This window comes from uncultured Pluralibacter sp. (genome assembly GCF_913775985.1).
Lineage (GTDB): Bacteria > Pseudomonadota > Gammaproteobacteria > Enterobacterales > Enterobacteriaceae > Pluralibacter.
In genome coordinates, this window is sequence record NZ_CAJYMB010000147.1 from 270,606 (window position 1) to 287,571 (window position 16,966).

13 protein-coding genes are annotated in these 16,966 nt (G+C 57.9%); 6 read left to right on the forward strand and 7 right to left on the reverse strand.

Annotated elements, in window-relative coordinates:
• Position 1 precedes the first annotated feature (1 nt).
• The 3 genes from alsS (at position 2) to QZ766_RS18740 (ending at position 4,532) form a co-directional block, all read left to right on the forward strand.
• Complete coding sequence (gene alsS, locus QZ766_RS18730) at positions 2-1,684, forward strand: acetolactate synthase AlsS (RefSeq protein WP_297205819.1); 1,683 nt, start codon at positions 2-4, stop codon at positions 1,682-1,684.
• A 20-nt stretch (positions 1,685-1,704) separates the two neighbouring features.
• Positions 1,705-2,475, forward strand: a complete 771-nt coding sequence (locus tag QZ766_RS18735) for a (S)-acetoin forming diacetyl reductase (RefSeq protein WP_297205821.1) — start codon at positions 1,705-1,707, stop codon at positions 2,473-2,475.
• Positions 2,476-2,825: 350 nt separating this feature from the next.
• Positions 2,826-4,532 (forward strand): AIPR family protein, encoded by a 1,707-nt coding sequence (locus tag QZ766_RS18740; protein WP_297205823.1) that lies wholly within the window; start codon positions 2,826-2,828, stop codon positions 4,530-4,532.
• Between the two features lie 159 nt (positions 4,533-4,691).
• Here QZ766_RS18740 and QZ766_RS18745 read toward each other — a convergent pair whose 3' ends face one another.
• The 4 genes from QZ766_RS18745 to treR form a co-directional block, all read right to left on the reverse strand.
• Positions 4,692-5,483, reverse strand: a complete 792-nt coding sequence (locus QZ766_RS18745; protein WP_297205825.1) for an MBL fold metallo-hydrolase — start codon at positions 5,481-5,483, stop codon at positions 4,692-4,694.
• A gap of 128 nt (positions 5,484-5,611) precedes the next feature.
• Complete coding sequence (treC, locus tag QZ766_RS18750; protein ID WP_297205827.1) at positions 5,612-7,267, reverse strand: alpha,alpha-phosphotrehalase; 1,656 nt, start codon at positions 7,265-7,267, stop codon at positions 5,612-5,614.
• Between the two features lie 51 nt (positions 7,268-7,318).
• Positions 7,319-8,737 carry a PTS trehalose transporter subunit IIBC gene (treB, locus tag QZ766_RS18755; protein WP_297206474.1) on the reverse strand — a complete coding sequence of 473 codons (1,419 nt, stop codon included), beginning with the start codon at positions 8,735-8,737 and terminating at the stop codon, positions 7,319-7,321.
• A gap of 127 nt (positions 8,738-8,864) precedes the next feature.
• Positions 8,865-9,812, reverse strand: a complete 948-nt coding sequence (gene treR, locus QZ766_RS18760) for a trehalose operon repressor TreR (RefSeq protein WP_297205829.1) — start codon at positions 9,810-9,812, stop codon at positions 8,865-8,867.
• Positions 9,813-10,062: 250 nt separating this feature from the next.
• Between treR and mgtL the strand changes: the two genes are divergently transcribed.
• From mgtL to QZ766_RS18770, 3 genes are all read left to right on the forward strand, one after another.
• Complete coding sequence (mgtL, locus tag QZ766_RS23120) at positions 10,063-10,116, forward strand: mgtA regulatory leader peptide MgtL (RefSeq protein ID WP_366509457.1); 54 nt, start codon at positions 10,063-10,065, stop codon at positions 10,114-10,116.
• A 150-nt stretch (positions 10,117-10,266) separates the two neighbouring features.
• Positions 10,267-12,975: a magnesium-translocating P-type ATPase gene (gene mgtA / locus QZ766_RS18765; protein ID WP_297205831.1), complete on the forward strand. Its 2,709-nt coding sequence runs from the start codon at positions 10,267-10,269 to the stop codon at positions 12,973-12,975.
• A gap of 113 nt (positions 12,976-13,088) precedes the next feature.
• Positions 13,089-15,482 carry a family 20 glycosylhydrolase gene (locus QZ766_RS18770; protein ID WP_297205834.1) on the forward strand — a complete coding sequence of 798 codons (2,394 nt, stop codon included), beginning with the start codon at positions 13,089-13,091 and terminating at the stop codon, positions 15,480-15,482.
• Positions 15,483-15,521: 39 nt separating this feature from the next.
• Here QZ766_RS18770 and QZ766_RS18775 read toward each other — a convergent pair whose 3' ends face one another.
• From QZ766_RS18775 to ridA, 3 genes are all read right to left on the reverse strand, one after another.
• Positions 15,522-16,043: a GNAT family N-acetyltransferase gene (locus QZ766_RS18775; protein ID WP_297205837.1), complete on the reverse strand. Its 522-nt coding sequence runs from the start codon at positions 16,041-16,043 to the stop codon at positions 15,522-15,524.
• A 3-nt stretch (positions 16,044-16,046) separates the two neighbouring features.
• Positions 16,047-16,316 carry a DUF1778 domain-containing protein gene (locus QZ766_RS18780; RefSeq protein ID WP_297205840.1) on the reverse strand — a complete coding sequence of 90 codons (270 nt, stop codon included), beginning with the start codon at positions 16,314-16,316 and terminating at the stop codon, positions 16,047-16,049.
• Between the two features lie 210 nt (positions 16,317-16,526).
• Positions 16,527-16,913: a 2-iminobutanoate/2-iminopropanoate deaminase gene (gene ridA, locus QZ766_RS18785; protein WP_297205843.1), complete on the reverse strand. Its 387-nt coding sequence runs from the start codon at positions 16,911-16,913 to the stop codon at positions 16,527-16,529.
• Between the last annotated feature and the right edge of the window lie 53 nt (positions 16,914-16,966).

Genomic DNA, 16,966 nt, shown 5'->3' on the forward strand with positions numbered 1-16,966 from the left:
CATGAAAAACAAAGAACGTCGCGTAAAAGAGTGGCAGCACGGTGCCGATCTGGTGGTTGCCCAGCTGGAAGCCCAGGGCGTGAAACACGTGTTCGGTATTCCGGGCGCCAAAATCGATAAAGTATTTGATTCGCTGCTGGATTCATCAATCCAGCTGGTACCGGTGCGCCACGAAGCCAACGCCGCCTTTATGGCAGCCGCGGTAGGGCGCATCACCGGTAAAGCCGGGGTGGCGTTAGTCACCTCCGGGCCGGGCTGCTCTAACCTGGTGACCGGGATGGCCACCGCCCACAGCGAAGGCGATCCGGTGGTTGCCCTCGGTGGGCAGGTTAAACGCGCCGACCGCGCCAAGCAGGTGCACCAGAGCATGGACACGGTTTCCATGTTCAGCCCGGTGACTAAATACGCGGTGGAAGTAAACTCCCCGGATGCGCTGTCCGAAGTCCTCTCCAACGCCTTCCGCGCCGCCGAGCAGGGCCGTCCGGGCAGCGCCTTCGTCAGCCTGCCGCAGGATATCGTCGATCAGCCGGTTATTGGCGAGGTGCTGCCGCCGTCCGCCTCGGTGCAGATGGGCGCCGCGCCGGACGAAGCGATTGAACAAGTCGCTAAGATGATCGATAAAGCGAAAAATCCGGTGATCCTGCTGGGCCTGATGGCCAGCCAGCAGCAGAACAGCACCGCCCTGCACCAGCTGCTGGAAAAAAGCCGTATTCCGGTCACCAGCACCTATCAGGCCGCCGGTGCCGTACACCAGGAGCACTTCACCCGCTTCGCCGGCCGCGTGGGCCTGTTCAACAATCAGGCCGGGGATCGGCTGCTGCATCTGGCCGACCTGATCATCTGTATCGGCTACAGCCCGGTAGAATACGAACCGGCGATGTGGAACACCGGCGACGCGACCCTGGTACACATTGACGTGCTGCCGGCTTACGAAGAGCGCAACTACCAGCCGGATACCGAGCTGGTGGGTGACATCGCCAGCACCCTGAAAAAACTGACCGCCCGCATCAGCTCCCAGCTGGAGCTGAGCGCCCGCGCCTCTGAGATCCTGGTGGACCGCCAGCACCAGCGCGAGCTGCTGAGCCGCCGCGGCGCGCAGCTCAACCAGTTTGCGCTGCACCCGCTGCGCATCGTTCGCGCCATGCAGGATATCGTCAACAGCGACGTGACGCTGACGGTGGATATGGGCAGCTTCCACATCTGGATCGCCCGCTACCTGTACAGCTTCCGCGCCCGCCAGGTGATGATCTCCAATGGCCAGCAGACCATGGGTGTCGCCCTGCCGTGGGCGATCGGCGCGTGGCTGGTGAACCCGGGCCGCAAAGTGGTTTCCGTCTCCGGCGACGGCGGCTTCCTGCAGTCGAGCATGGAGCTTGAAACCGCGGTAAGGCTGAAAGCCAACGTCCTTCACATCGTCTGGGTGGACAACGCCTATAATATGGTGGCGATTCAGGAAGAGAAAAAATACCAGCGGCTGTCCGGCGTCGAGTTTGGCCCCGTGGACTTTAAAGTCTATGCGGAAGCCTTCGGTGCGAAAGGGTTCGCCGTTGAAAGCGCGGATGCGCTGGAACCGACTTTGCGTGCAGCAATGGATGTAGACGGTCCCGCCGTAGTGGCGATACCGGTAGATTACAGCGATAACCCGCTGCTGATGGGCCAGCTCCATCTCAGCCAATTACTTTGAATCAACGAAAGGATACGGATATGCAAAAAGTAGCACTCGTCACGGGCTCCGGTCAGGGTATCGGTAAAGCTATTGCGCTGCGTCTGGTAAAAGACGGTTTTGCAGTCGCCATCGCCGATTACAACATCAATACCGCCGAGCAGGTGGCGCAGGAAATCAACAGCAACGGCGGCAAGGCGCTGGCGATTAAAGTTGATGTCTCCGACCGTGACCAGGTGTTCGCCGCGGTGGAAAAAACCCGCGCCGCGTTTGGCGATTTCAACGTCATCGTCAACAACGCCGGCGTTGCGCCGTCCACCCCGATCGAATCGATCACCCCGGAAATCGTCGATAAGGTCTACAACATCAACGTGAAGGGTGTTATCTGGGGCATTCAGGCCGCAATGGACGCCTTCAAGAAAGCCGGTCACGGCGGCAAAATCATCAACGCCTGCTCCCAGGCGGGCCACACCGGCAACCCGGAACTGGCGGTGTACAGCTCCAGCAAATTCGCCGTGCGCGGCCTGACCCAGACCGCCGCCCGCGATCTGGCGCCGCTGGGTATCACCGTGAACGCCTACTGCCCGGGGATCGTTAAAACCCCAATGTGGGACGAAATCGATCGCCAGGTCTCCGAAGCCGCCGGCAAACCGCTGGGCTACGGCACCGAGCAGTTCGCTAAAAAAATCACCCTCGGCCGCCTGTCCGAGCCGGAAGACGTGGCAGCCTGCGTCTCCTACCTCGCCAGCCCGGACTCCGACTACATGACCGGCCAGTCCCTGCTGATCGACGGTGGTATGGTGTTTAACTAAGTTTTGCGCCGCCGGAGGGGCAGGGGCTGGGGACTGTAGGGTTCCCGGCTGCTGAGCTGAAGGCGGTGATATTTTTATCGGACATGAATTGCCTCCGCGGGTGCGGGGGCTTTTTTTTGGTTTACAAAATGGTTGGATGGTGAATCTAATATAAGATGAATGCCTATCTTAATATAAAGTTAGTTGTTTTTCTGTGTTGTGGCATGATGAGAGACTTTAGAGCAAAAAATGAATTTGTGTCAGCCGTAGTTATTAATGAACACGAATAATGTTTTGAACAACCAAAGTATTGAATGAATAATACTCATAATGTAACATGTCAGATAATGTGTGCAGGAGAGTAATTTCATATGTCTAAAAATGATCAGGTTTTGGTTGAACAAATAATAAAACAAGAACATGAGTCTAATCTAAACTATTCAAGGGAAGATGATTTTTTTGAGTTTTTTTCTGCTTCGCAAGTTTTAAGAGAGTATGAATTAAGTTACGATCAGATTGAAGATGGATTATGTGGAAGAACTCTAGACGGTGGCATTGATTCCCTATATGTATTTGTTAATGGTGATTTGATTTTTGGGGATGAAAATATAGTTGATAAGTATAAGAAAAATGCCGATATAGAATTAGTGATCATTCAAAGCAAAAATGAAAGGTCTTTCGGTGAGGATCCTATTACCAAATTATTAAAGGTTAGTTCTAATTTATTGGATTTAGAGTTTGATTCAGCTAGTTATATCGGCAGATACAATAGTAAAGTTTTGGAGAAATTTGAGCTGTTTCGTAGTATTTATTTAAGCTTGATAACAAAAAAACCTAATTTAAAAATAAAGTACTTCTATGTATCAAAAGGAGTGGATATTCATAAGAATGTAATTCAACAATCTAATGAATTGAAGTCGTCAATCTCGACAATATTAACTGATTCGACTGTAGAATTCACTTTTATAACTGCAACAAACTTAGTTGAAATATATAGAAAAAGAGATAGTACAGTATTTAATCTTAAATTACAAGAAAACCCTTTATCCTCTCAAGGAAAAGTTTTCATATCGCTTGTAAAACTAAGTGATTATTTTGATTTTATTACTGATAGCTCTGGGCAGATTATTAAATACATATTTGAGTCAAATGTTCGAGACTATCAAGGGAAAACATCAGTAAATCAAGAAATAAAGATGACCTTAGAAGATGATACTTCAAAAGAGGACTTTTGGTGGCTTAATAATGGTGTCACAATTCTTGCCACTGATGTTTCAGCTCCTGGCGGAAAAGAGCTTGTCATACATGATCCTGAAATTGTTAATGGTTTGCAAACCTCTAACGAAATATATTTGTTTTTTCAAAACAAAAGAAAAAGCAATCAAGAATTAAGGGTTTCTAATAGAAGCCTATTGGTACGGGTGATTGTCCCAGATAATGAGGTTAGTCGTGACAAGATTATTAGAGCTACAAACAGCCAAACACCAATACCAAAGACGTCACTGCGAGCAACTGATTCAATTCATAGAGACATTGAAGATTATTTTAAACCCAGAGGGTTTTATTATGATCGAAGGAAAAACTATTACAAAAATGAAGGTAAAAAATCTACAGATATTATTGGGTTGCCTTTTTTAGCTCAATGTCTTATGGCAATCACCATGCATAAGCCTGATACCGCGAGAGCTCGGCCATCTACATTACTGGAAGATGATTTTTCTTATGAAAAATTATACAATACAAATAACCACATTAACGCTTATTACATCGCTGCTTTAATAGGTAAAAAGTCTGAATTGTATATAAAAACGAAGACAGATCTATCAGTTAGTGATAAAAACAACCTCCGATTTTATTTAGCGTTTGTAGTTGCTGTAATTATTACAAAAAATAAATTCCCTGGATTTCGTTTTCTTGAGAATATAACTCCTCAACAAATTACTGATGATAAAATTGAGGCTGCCTTTAATTTTACTTCAGAACGTTATTTCTCTTTAGGTGGCGGGGATAAGCTTGCTAAAGGTAATTCATTAATAAAAGATATAAAATTAAAGTTGGATGAACTGTTAAGTAGTTAATGCAACATCCCCTCTTCCATAGGGGGAGGGGGAGAGGGAATCTATCGATATAAATATATAAGGAGTTAACGTCACCCACTTATTATAAAAAAGATTGAGAGGTATTAATATTCCAACCTATTTATATCCAGTCTCTAGTATAATATCTGCTTTTTCTCTCTACCCCAAACAAACCACATACCTCTCCCCCGACTCCCTCACAATCTCATCCGCATTCTCCAGAATATCCCCGCCTTCAAACGCCCCGTACAGCTGCTTAAATTCCACCGCGCCCAGGCGGCGGACAATATCGCTGACCGTCGCGGCAGGCAGCGGCAGCAGGTTGGGGTAGCTCCACATAAAGGAGACGGCTTTGGCGCCGGCGGTGACCTGCACGATATCGCCGGACAGCACGATTCCCCCGTCGCGGGCCCAGTGCAGCACGCAGCCGCCGGGGAAATGGCCGCCGAGGCGCAGGACGTGGACGTCACGGGTTAGCTCCAGGGAATCGCCTTCCCAGAAGACGATGCGCGGACTGTCGCGCATGACCCACTCGCGATCGCTGGCGTGCAGGTAAATCGGTGCGTCGAAGATCTCCGCCCAGTCCTGCATGGTAGTGTAGAAGTGCGGGTGAGATATTGCGATGGCCTTGATTCCGCCGAGGGCGTCGATAATTGTTTTGGTGGCGTCGTCGAGGTTGGCGATACAGTCCCATAGAATGTTGCCCTCGGGCGTGCGCAGAAGAAACGCGCGCTGGCCGATGGCAAATTCGGGGACGGTGCACAGGCTGAACAGGGCGTCGTCGTGCTGCCGCCACGTATTAGTGTGCGACGCGTGCAGGGCGTCAACATTAACCCACGCCTGCCCGCTGGCGGGCACGTACTGGCGCTCATCGCCACATATAGGGCAATGGGCCGGCGGCGCATCGGTGATGTTATAAGACGTGCCGCAGGCTTTGCATAACGTAATCATGGCGCTTCCCTTTATCGCTGTGTGCAGGCTGAATGTTTGCTACAGAACAATCAGTGTGGCAGCCGGAGGCGCGGGGATGTGGCCGCGAGTGCGGTGCCCGAAGGGGTTTGCCCCTGCGGGCCAGCCACCTATTTCCGTATCCACCACGTCGCCTCGAAAGGCCGCAGCGTCGCGGCGCGAGGCTGCTCTCCGACATCGTCATAGTTGCTGATAACCCGCGTCCACCCGCCGGCTGCGTCCTCCGGGGTCCACGCCTGCGGTTCGCGGCTGAGGTTCGCCACCACCAGCAGCGTCTGCCCGCGCCACGCGCGGCGGTAGCACCACAGCGCCGGGTGCCCGGGCAGCAGATCCTGATAGTCGCCCCAGGTCAGCAGCGGCTCGGCCTTGCGCAGGGCGATCAGCGCCCGGTAGGTGTGAAATACCGAATCGGGATCCGCCAGCGCCGCCTCGGCGTTCACCGTTGGGTAGTTGCGGCAGGCGCTTATCCACGGCGTGCCGTCGGTGAAGCCGCCGTGGGGCTGCGCGTTCCACTGCATCGGCGTGCGGCCGTTGTCCCGGGACTTGCTGGCGAGAATAGCCAGCAGTTCGTCGGCATCGCGCCCCTGCTCGCGCAGCTCGCCGTACATGTTGTGGCTCTCCACGTCCCGGTAGTCGGCGATGGCGGTGAAGTGCGGGTTGGTCATGCCGATCTCTTCGCCCTGATAGATGTAGGGCGTGCCCTGCATGCCGTGCAGCACCATCGCCAGCATTTTGGCGGAGGCCACCCGGTATTCTCCTTCGTCGCCGAAGCGTGAGACGATGCGCGGCTGATCGTGGTTACACCAGAACAGCGCGTTCCAAGCCGCGTTGTGCATCCCCTGCTGCCAGCGGCAGAACAGCGCCTTAAGCGCCACGAAGTCCGGCCGCGCCAGGGTCCACTTCTCGCCGCCGGGATAGTCCACCTTCAGATGGTGAAAGTTAAAGGTCATCGACAGCGCGCGGCCGTCCAGCGCGGCGTACCGGCGGCAGTGCTCAAGGGTGGTGGAGGACATCTCCCCCACGGTCATCAGCCCGCGCGGGGTGAACACCTCCCGGCTCATCTCCTGCAGAAAGTCGTGGGCCCGCGCGCCGTCGGTGTAGAACCGGCGCCCGTCGCCGTCGGGATCCGAGGGAAAATCGGGATCTTTAGCGATCAGGTTCACCACGTCGAGCCGCAGCCCGTCCACCCCGCGATCCGCCCAGAACGCGCACACCTTTTTCAGCTCATCCCGCACCGCCGGCTCTTCCCAGTTGAGATCCGCCTGCTCCGGGGCAAACAGGTGCAGATAGTACTGCTCGCTCTCCGCGTGCCACTGCCAGGCGCTGCCGCCGAACTTCGAGCGCCAGTTGTTCGGCAGCGCGCCGGATTTGCCGTCGCGCCAGAAGTAGAAGCGGCGGTACGGGCTGTCCGGGCTGAGGGACTCGCGAAACCACGGATGCTGGGTCGAGGTGTGGTTAAACACCATATCGAGAATAATGCGGATGCCGCGGGCTTTGGCTTCGGCCACCAGCTGGTCGAAATCATCGAGGGTGCCGTAGGCCGGATCGATGGCGGTGTAGTTCGCTACGTCGTAGCCGTTGTCCACCTGCGGCGAGACGTAAAACGGCGTCAGCCAGATGGCGTCCACGCCCAGGGTGTGCAGATAGTCCAGCCGCCGGATGATACCGGGCAGATCGCCGGTGCCGCTGCCGGTGGTGTCCTGAAAGCTCTTCGGGTAAATCTGGTAGATAGTGCCGTTTTGCCACCAGTGGGGGAGGTTGTGCATAAGACGTTCCTGTCAAAAAAGCGGCGGGGCGCGGGCGCGCCCCGAAAAGGTTTAAACGATTTGCAGCGTGCCCTGGCGGTATTTGCGCTGGTAGACCGCGCTGGTGAGCACCACCGGCACCACCACGCAGATAGCCATGGCGGTGGCGTACACCTGCCAGAAGGTCGGCTGAATAGAGAGGATCCCCGGCAGGCCGCCGACGCCGATGCCGTTGGCCATCACGCCGCTGAGTCCGCACAGCAGCCCGCCGAGGCCGGAACCCACCATCGCGCACAGCATCGGAAAGCGGTACTTGAGGTTGATGCCGTACATTGCCGGTTCGGTGACGCCGAGGAAGGCTGAAATCGCCGCCGGGACCGAAATCTCGCGCTCGTTCTTCTTGCGGCTGCAGATAATGATCCCCACTACCGCCGAGGCCTGCGCGATGTTGGAGAGCGCAATTAGCGGCCACACCGGGGTGCCGCCCATGCTCTGGATCATCTGCATATCAACCGCCAGCGTGGTCTGGTGCACGCCGGTGATCACCAGCGGCGCGTACAGGAAGCCAAACAGCGCCGCGCCCACCGGCGCGAAGCTGCCGGTCATCAGGTGGCGCACCGCGAAAGCCACGCCGTCGCCAATCATCCGGCCAAACGGGCCGATAACCGCGTGGGCGAGGAACACCGCGAGGATCAGGGAGCACACCGGCACCACCACCAGATAGAGGTAGTCCGGTACGATGCGCTTGAGACGCGTCTCAATGATGCCCAGCGCCAGCCCCGCCAGCAGGGCCGGGATCACCTGCGCCTGATAGCCCACCTTCTCAATGGCGAACAGACCGAAGTTCCACACCTCGGGGATTTTGCTTCCCAGCTCGTAGGCGTTCATCAGCTGCGGCGACACCAGAGTAATTCCCAGCACGATGCCGAGGATCGGCGTGCCGCCCATCTTTTTCACCGCCGACCAGCAGATGCCCACCGGCAGATAGAAGAAGATTGCCTCGCCAATCAGCCACAGGAAGTCGTACAGGGTTTTCATCCCCGGATGCATCTGCGCCAGGGTCTGGCCATTGCTCATCGGCACGTCGCCGATCACGTTGCGAAAGCCGAGGATCAGGCCGCCGCTGATCAGCGCCGGCAGCAGCGGGAAGAAGATCTCCGCGAAGTGCGAGATCATCCGCTCGTGCCACTTCATGTTCTGGCGCGCGGCGAGCTTCGCCTGCTCTTTGTCGGCGGAGGCCTGGCCGGTGGTTTTCAGCAGCGCCTGATACCAGTCGCCGACGTCGGTGCCGATCACCACCTGAAACTGCCCGGCGTTGGTGAAGCAGCCTTTAACCATCGGCAGGCCGTCGATGCCTTTCGGATCGGCCTTCGCCGGATCGTTAAGCACGAAGCGCAGCCGGGTAATGCAGTGGCTGACGGTGGCGATGTTGCCGCGACCGCCCACCAGCGCCACCAGCCTGTCAATATCCTGTTGATTTACTTTGCTCATCATGAAGCCTCATGACTGTGGGGAGATGCGTGAAATAACCTGCAGGCAATCTATCCGCTTTCCTGAAAAGCGAAAACGGGAACGTTCCCGAAATCCGGGAAAGATCACAATTATTTGTCGGGAAGGGCTACAGCAGGGTGGCGGGAATGATGATTTGGCGCGGCTCTGCCCGGCCGTTGATCTGCTCGATAAGCTGCTGCGCCGCCTGTCGTCCGGCCTCGCCGTAGCCGGGATCGACGGTAACGATTTCCGGGTGGAGAAAGGTCATCAGCGGCGTGCAGCCGACGCTCGCCAGCTGCAGCGTGTCGATGCGCTGTTCCTGCAGGTATTTGCTGGCTCCCAGCGCCAGGGTATCGGTGGCGCACAGCAGGGCGGTCGTGTCCGCCGCCAGCACCCCGGCGGCGGCTTCATAGCCCTGTTTCATGGTCAGGCCGGGCAGCGCAGAGAGCGGCGTCAGGCGGTGCTGGCGGCAAAAGCGCAGATAGGCTTCGTGGCGGCGGCGGCCGGTGGTTTCATCGCAGTGCGGCGCGCCGAGAAAGCTGATATGGCGGTGGCCTTTATCCAGCAGACGCTGCATCAGCATCGTGATGGCGCCGTCATCGTCGTAGCACACCGAGGCGAATCCGTCCGCGTCCCGGGCCAGCATCACCAGGGTTTCGCGCCAGGGATGCAGCATATCAACGCTGATACTGCTAAAGCCGAACAGCACTACGCCGTCGATATTGCGCCGGCGCAGCATCCCGAGGTGCTCCTCCACTTTTTCCGCCGAGAACTGGCTCTCCATCATGATCGGGTCGTAGCCCTCGGCGTAAAAGGCGGGCAGCATGGTCTGCACGGCGAGGTTTTCCGACAGCGAGTCGAGTCGGGTAACGATAATCGCCACCACTTTATCGCTCTGGCCGCGCATCGCCCGGGCGGATCGGGAGGGGGAGAAGCCGTGCTGGTTCATCACCGCTTCAACCCGCTCGCGGGTGCGCTGGCTGACGCCGCTTTCGTTATTCAGCACCCGGGAGACAGTGGATTTGCCGACGCCGCTCAGGCGGGCGATATCTTTGATGGTCAGGCGGTTGGTCATCTCTGTTCCCGGGGTAAATGCGAAAAGAAAAAGTGAACGTCATCCTACTCAACCTGCGTCCCTTCGGCAAAAAGTTGTCTCAGTTTTGTGGCGGTATAGCTGCTGTTTAATAACGTAGCGTTATGATTTTTCCGTACTCTGGCTGTTCCCTGAATAGTTTGAGCCGCAGGCTGATGCTTATTGCCCGGCCGCCCGCGGCCTGAACAACCGTACCGATATAGCCAATGTTTTCTCACTTACCGGAGGCGCTATGGATCCCGATCCCACCCCCCATCACCGATGGAGCAACATCATTTTCCGGTAAGCCTGCCCCGCGCTGCCTTGCCGGATAAACCGTAAGGCAGCGACGTCGTTCTTTCCCGATGTCCCTGTTTTATCACGTCTTTCAGACGCGGCCCCGCCGCGCCTGAACGTAACCCGCGATCGCCGAACGGCGAGCGCAGAGGGACTTTTTATGCTGAAAACTATCACCCGGCAGCTGCTCGCGCAGCTCGCCCGCCGCCTGCCGCACCGCCTCACCAGCCGCGATCCGCTGCCGGACGGCAAAACCCTGGCCAGCGTGCCGATGCCGGACAGCCTGAGCCAGCGCTGCCTGAACATCGCCGCCGTTGATGAACACGAGATCTGGCGCGCCCTCGACAGCCATCCCGAAGGGCTGACGCCGCAGCAGGTGGAAGCCAGCCGCGCAGCGCACGGCGAAAACATCATTCCGGCCCAGAAGCCGGCGCCCTGGTGGGCGCACCTGTGGCGCTGCTACCGCAATCCGTTCAACCTGCTGCTTACCGTGCTGGGGATCATCTCCTACGCCACGGAAGATCTGTTTGCCGCGGGCGTGATCGCCCTGATGGTGGCGATTGCCACGCTGCTCAATTTCATTCAGGAGGCGCGATCCACCCGCGCGGCGGACGCCCTGAAAGCGATGGTCAGCAACACCGCCACCGTGCTGCGCACCGTCAACGACAAGGGCGAAAGCCGCTGGCAGGAGATCCCGCTCGATCGGCTGGTGCGCGGCGACATCGTTAAGCTCTCGGCGGGAGACATGATCCCGGCGGATCTTCGCGTTCTCCAGGCCCGGGATCTGTTTGTCGCCCAGGCCTCGCTCACCGGAGAGTCGCTGCCGGTGGAGAAGATCGCCCGCAGCCGCGATCCGCAGCAGAGCAACCCGCTCGAGTGCGATACCCTGTGCTTTATGGGCACCAGCGTGGTGAGCGGCACCGCCCAGGCGGTGGTCTTCGCCACCGCCGGTGAGACCTGGTTCGGCCAGCTGGCGGGTCGCGTCAGCGAGCAGCAGACCGAGCCGAACGCCTTTCAGAAAGGCATCAGCCGCGTCAGCATGCTGCTGATCCGCTTTATGCTGGTGATGACCCCGATTGTGCTGCTGATCAACGGCTACACCAAGGGCGACTGGTGGGAAGCGGCGCTATTTGCGCTGTCGGTGGCGGTGGGGCTGACCCCGGAGATGCTGCCGATGATCGTCACCTCGACCCTGGCGCGCGGGGCGGTGAAGCTGTCGAAGCAGAAAGTGATCGTCAAACATCTCGACGCCATTCAGAACTTCGGCGCGATGGACATCCTGTGCACCGATAAAACCGGCACCCTGACCCGGGATAAAATCGTGCTGGAAAACCACACCGATATCTCCGGCAGAACCAGCGAGCGGGTGCTGCACTGCGCCTGGCTTAACAGCCACTACCAGACCGGATTGAAAAACCTGCTGGATACCGCCGTGCTGGAAGGGGTGGACGAAGCCGCGGCGCGGACGCTCTCCGCCCGCTGGCAGAAAATCGACGAGATCCCCTTTGATTTCGAGCGCCGCCGGATGTCGGTGGTGGTCGCCGAAGAAGCGGGCCAGCACCAGCTTATCTGCAAGGGCGCGCTGCAGGAGATCCTCAGCGTCTGTACCCGGGTGAGTTTTAAAGGTGAGATTATCCCGCTGGACGACGCGATGCTGCGCCGCATCGGCCGGGTGACCGATACCCTCAACCGCCAGGGGCTGCGGGTGGTGGCGGTCGCCACCAAAGTGCTGCCCGCCCGCGAGGGAGACTACCAGCGCATTGATGAATCGGATCTGATTCTGGAGGGCTACATCGCCTTCCTCGATCCGCCGAAAGAAACTACCGCGCCGGCGCTGAAGGCGCTGAAGGCCAGCGGCATCACGGTGAAAATTCTCACCGGCGACAGCGAGCTGGTGGCGGCGAAAGTGTGCCGGGACGTCGGCCTGGACGCGGGCGATGCGGTGGTAGGCAGCCAGGTGGACGCCCTGAGCGATGACGCGCTGGCGGCGCTGGCGAAGCGCACCACCCTGTTTGCCCGCCTGACGCCGATGCATAAAGAGCGCATCGTCACCCTGCTGAAGCGGGAAGGGCACGTGGTGGGCTTTATGGGCGACGGCATCAACGACGCCCCGGCGCTGCGCGCGGCGGATATCGGTATCTCGGTGGACGGCGCGGTGGACATTGCCCGGGAAGCGGCGGACATCATTCTGCTGGAGAAGAGCCTGATGGTGCTGGAAGCGGGGGTGATCGAAGGGCGCCGCACCTTTGCCAATATGCTCAAGTACATCAAGATGACCGCCAGCTCCAACTTCGGCAACGTCTTTAGCGTGCTGGTGGCCAGCGCCTTCCTGCCGTTTTTGCCGATGCTGCCGCTGCATCTGCTGATCCAGAACCTGATGTACGATGTCTCCCAGGTGGCGATCCCGTTTGATAACGTTGACGAGGAGCAGATCCGCAAACCCCAGCGCTGGAACCCGGCCGATCTCGGCAGATTCATGCTCTTTTTCGGTCCGATCAGTTCGATCTTCGACATTCTGACCTTCTGCCTGATGTGGTTCGTATTCCACGCCAATACGCCGGAGCACCAGACTCTGTTCCAGTCCGGCTGGTTCGTGGTGGGCCTGCTGTCGCAGACGCTGATTGTGCACATGATCCGCACCCGCCGCATTCCGTTCATCCAGAGCCGAGCCGCGTGGCCGCTGATGGTGATGACCCTGGTGGTGATGACGGCGGGGATCGCGCTGCCCTTCTCGCCGCTGGCGTCGTACCTGTCGCTGCAGGCGCTGCCCCTGGCCTACTTCCCGTGGCTGGTGGCGATCCTTGCGGGCTACATGACGCTGACCCAGCTGGTGAAGGGCTTTTACAGCCGCCGCTACGGCTGGCAGTAGCTGAAAGTGCAACAGAAGCGAGGTTAAACCGGCCTCGCTATTGACCCTTGCGATCCCGCGTGATACCTCAGTGGTTTGCTTTTTTTTGGCCCGTCTTTCACTAAGGAACCCGCATGTTCAATACCGCGCGCGTCAGCCTGCTGGCGACCTCAATTCTGTTTAGCGGCATCGCGGCAGCCGCGCCCGCCGGCGATCTGCCCCTGATGCCCTGGCCTCAGCAGGTCGAGCGCCCGGCGGCGCAGGGAATGCTGATCCTCAACCATCAGCTGACCATCAATATTACCGGCGACGATCTCGGCGATGCGGCGGCGAGGCTGCGCAGCCGCATCGCCCGCCAGACCGGCTGGGAAATGGTGCCCCAGAGCGGCCCGGCTGATGCCCCTGTTATCAGCATCACCATCGCTAAAAAAATGTCGCCGCTGCCGCGCCCGGACAGCGACGAAAGCTACCGGCTGACGGTAGACGAAAGCGGGGCGCGCATCGCCGCCAATACCCGCTTCGGCGCGCTGCACGGCATCGAAACCCTGCTGCAGCTTATCCAGAACGGCCCGAGCAACACCGCCATTCCGTATCTCACCATCAATGACAGCCCGCGCTTTCCCTGGCGCGGGCTGCTGCTCGATTCTGCCCGCCACTTCCTGCCGGTTGAAGACATTAAGCGCCAGCTCGACGGCATGGCGGCGGCCAAGCTCAACGTGCTGCACTGGCACCTGACCGACGACCAGGGCTGGCGTTTTGCCTCTGTCCGCTATCCTAAGCTGCAGCAGCTGGCGAGCGACGGGCAGTTTTACACTCCGGCGCAGATGAAAGAGATCGTGCGCTACGCCGCCGATCGCGGCATTCGGGTGGTGCCGGAAATTGACATGCCGGGCCACGCGTCGGCGATTGCGGTGGCCTATCCGGAGCTGATGAGCGCCCCCGGACCGTACAAAATGGAGCGCCGCTGGGGCGTGCTCAAGCCGGTGCTCGATCCCACCAAAGAGGCGACCTACGTCTTTGCCGAGGCGATGGTGAGCGAGCTGGTGGCGATCTTCCCGGATCCGTATCTGCACATCGGCGGCGACGAGGTGGACGACAGCCAGTGGAAAAGTAACCCGGATATTCAGCGCTTTATGCGCGAGCACCGGCTGGCGGACAGCCATGCGCTGCAGGCGTACTTCAACCGCCGGCTGGAAACTATCCTCGAAAAACATCATCGCCAGATGGTGGGCTGGGATGAGATCTACCATCCCGACCTGCCGAAAAGCATCCTGATCCAGTCCTGGCAGGGGCAGGACGCGCTGGGCGAAGTAGCGAAAAACGGCTATCGGGGCATTCTCTCCACCGGTTTCTACCTCGACCAGCCTCAGTACACCCGCTACCACTACCGCAACGAAATCATCCCCCAGGGGCTGGACGGCGTGGACAAGATAAGCGATGCCGACAGCGCCCAGAGCTGGTCGTTCTCCATGCCGCGCCTGAAGGGCAGCCCGGTCGAGGGCAGCTTTACCCTGGTGAAGGGCAAGGACGAGTGGCGCGGCTTTATTGACTTCAACGGCAAATCCCGCCGGGCGGTGCAGGATATCGAGTGGCTGACCCCGGACCAGGTAACCTTTACCGTCGATACCTGGATGGGGGAAACCCGGCCGGTGGTGAGCATTCACGACGATCGCCTCAGCGGCTATTTCCTGCTGGGCAACGTGCGCTATCCCATCACCGGCAGCAGCCTTGACGCGGTGCCCAACGGCATTCCACCGGTTACGCTCGACGCGCAGCAGCAGAAGAACCTGCTCGGCGGCGAGGCGGCGCTGTGGGCGGAAAACGTGGTGGCGCCGGTGCTGGATATTCGCCTCTGGCCGCGGGCGTTTGCGGTAGCGGAGCGGCTGTGGTCGGCGCAGGACGTCAACGATACCGACAACATGTACCAGCGGCTGCAGGCTATTGACGGCTGGTCAACGGTCTCCGTCGGCCTGCGCCAGCACGCCGAGCAGCAGGTGCAGTTCACCCGGCTCGCCAATGGCGCAGATACCCTGCCGCTGGCGATCCTCGCCCAGGCGCTGGAGCCGGCGCACTACTACACCCGCCAGCATCTGAAGTTTCAGGCGGGCAACTACACGCAATTCGAGCCGCTGAACCGGCTCGCCGACGCGCTGCCGCCGGAGAGCGCCACCCTGCGCAATCTCGATCTGTGGGCGGATAACCTGATCAGCGACCCGGAAGACAACGCCAGCGCCGACAGCCTGCGCCACGTCTTTACCCGCTGGCAGAACAACACCGCCGACGTGCTGGCCCTCACCGACGCCAGCTATCAGCTGGCGGCTGTGAAGCCGGTGGTGCTGCAGGTGGACAAGCTCGCCGCGCTGGGGCTGAGACTCACCGATATCGTGGCGCGCCAGGGCACGCTGGACGATAAAGAGTACGCGTCCATTCAGACCCAGCTCGACGAGGCGGCGAAAATTCAGGATGAAATGGCAATAGCGGCGGTCTATCCGCTGGAGAAGCTGCTGCGGGCGACGCGGATTGAGTGATGGAAGAAGCCGTAACAACAGATCGGTGCCGATCTAGTGTTATGGCCGAAATAGCTTTTCCATCGACTTTGTCGGGTAAAAAAGCGAGCGCGCGTTTTCTCGCACCAGCGGGATAAAGCCCAGCTTGCGGTAAAACTGCTGCGCATTTTCGTTTAGGGCATCAACAAAAAGGCCGTGGATCCCCACGGCTTGCGAAGCCTGGTACACCACTGTCATGGCATGCGCGACAAGCGTGCTCCCCCATGCCTGTCCCTGCAGCGTTTTATCTACTGCCAGCCTTCCGAGCGTAACGCTCGGAACGTTAACGTAGGGAATATGGCGTTTTTGGCTGTTTGAGGGAAGCGCCGCTTTCTCAAAGCTGCTACCTGAGAGGGTGTAGAATCCCATGATACGCGGTCTCGTATCCCGGTTAATAAGCATGTAGGCGCGTAAAATACGGCTGCGATGCTGGCGAATAAGGTGATCTTGCAGAAAGACATTCAGAGATCCTTCTCCGCAGTCAAAACCTGAAAAATCGTACTCTTTATCATCAGAGTAGGTTTCTATCCCGTAATCAGGCATGAATTACTCCATTTTTTTAAGGCGTTCCGCTGCGCGCTTGATTCTTTCATTGGGGGGGGGTGGATTGCTGATAGCATCCATCACCTGATTCCAGGACTCTTCATTTAAGACCAAACGGCGGTGCTGCTCGATAACCTGCGCGGCGTGTTCACAGGCGCTGGAAACCAGGAATTGAGTCACCGTCTGATTGGACATAGCAGCAGCCTCTTCAATGATATTTTTATCATCTTCAGTCAACCTGAGGTCGATGCGTTGCTTTTTCAGTGCAGACATTTTCTTTTCCTTCAGCAGGATTATCCTGCTGGGATTGTTATCAGATGTACGGTGAATATCCGTACAAAAAGAAATGTAGCTGTTTTTGGCGTTTTATTCAACAGAAGGGAATGCTACGAATTAAGGGAGGCCGGTAAGAGAGAGGATTAAAAAAGCCTCTTGATTACGCGAGGGTAATCAAGAGGCTCATTGCGTGATGTCAGGCTTCAATCAGCGACGCACGGCAATCGCTTCAATTTCAATCTTCACGTCTTTCGGCAGGCGGGCCACTTCGACGCAGGAGCGCGCCGGGAAGCTGGCCTTGTGCTCGGTGAAAAACGCTTCGTAAGTAGCGTTAACGGTGGCGAAATCATTGAGATCTTTCACGAAAACGGTGGTTTTTACGATATCGCCCACTTTCAGGCCCGCGGCTTCAACGATCGCCTGCACGTTTTCCAGCGACTGGCGCGCCTGGGCGGCGATGTCGTCGGCCACGGTGCCGGTTTTCGGATCGACCGGGATCTGGCCGGAGGTGATGATCATGCTGCCGAGGTCGACGCCCTGAACGTAAGGGCCAATGGCTGCCGGTGCTTTTTCTGTCGCAATACTTTTGCTCATTATTTTCTCCTTGGTGACAGTGGATGGCTTTGATACCCGCAATAATTCCAGTC

Coding starts and splice junctions, on each gene's coding strand:
- QZ766_RS18780 (WP_297205840.1), bottom strand. CDS start 16,316: ATGTCTGCACTGAAAAAGCAACGCATCGACCTCAGGTTGACTGAAGAT.
- QZ766_RS18775 (WP_297205837.1), bottom strand. CDS start 16,043: ATGCCTGATTACGGGATAGAAACCTACTCTGATGATAAAGAGTACGAT.
- treR (WP_297205829.1), bottom strand. CDS start 9,812: ATGACCAACCGCCTGACCATCAAAGATATCGCCCGCCTGAGCGGCGTC.
- QZ766_RS18740 (WP_297205823.1), top strand. CDS start 2,826: ATGTCTAAAAATGATCAGGTTTTGGTTGAACAAATAATAAAACAAGAA.
- alsS (WP_297205819.1), top strand. CDS start 2: ATGAAAAACAAAGAACGTCGCGTAAAAGAGTGGCAGCACGGTGCCGAT.
- treB (WP_297206474.1), bottom strand. CDS start 8,737: ATGAGCAAAGTAAATCAACAGGATATTGACAGGCTGGTGGCGCTGGTG.
- QZ766_RS18735 (WP_297205821.1), top strand. CDS start 1,705: ATGCAAAAAGTAGCACTCGTCACGGGCTCCGGTCAGGGTATCGGTAAA.
- ridA (WP_297205843.1), bottom strand. CDS start 16,913: ATGAGCAAAAGTATTGCGACAGAAAAAGCACCGGCAGCCATTGGCCCT.
- QZ766_RS18770 (WP_297205834.1), top strand. CDS start 13,089: ATGTTCAATACCGCGCGCGTCAGCCTGCTGGCGACCTCAATTCTGTTT.
- treC (WP_297205827.1), bottom strand. CDS start 7,267: ATGCACAACCTCCCCCACTGGTGGCAAAACGGCACTATCTACCAGATT.
- mgtA (WP_297205831.1), top strand. CDS start 10,267: ATGCTGAAAACTATCACCCGGCAGCTGCTCGCGCAGCTCGCCCGCCGC.
- QZ766_RS18745 (WP_297205825.1), bottom strand. CDS start 5,483: ATGATTACGTTATGCAAAGCCTGCGGCACGTCTTATAACATCACCGAT.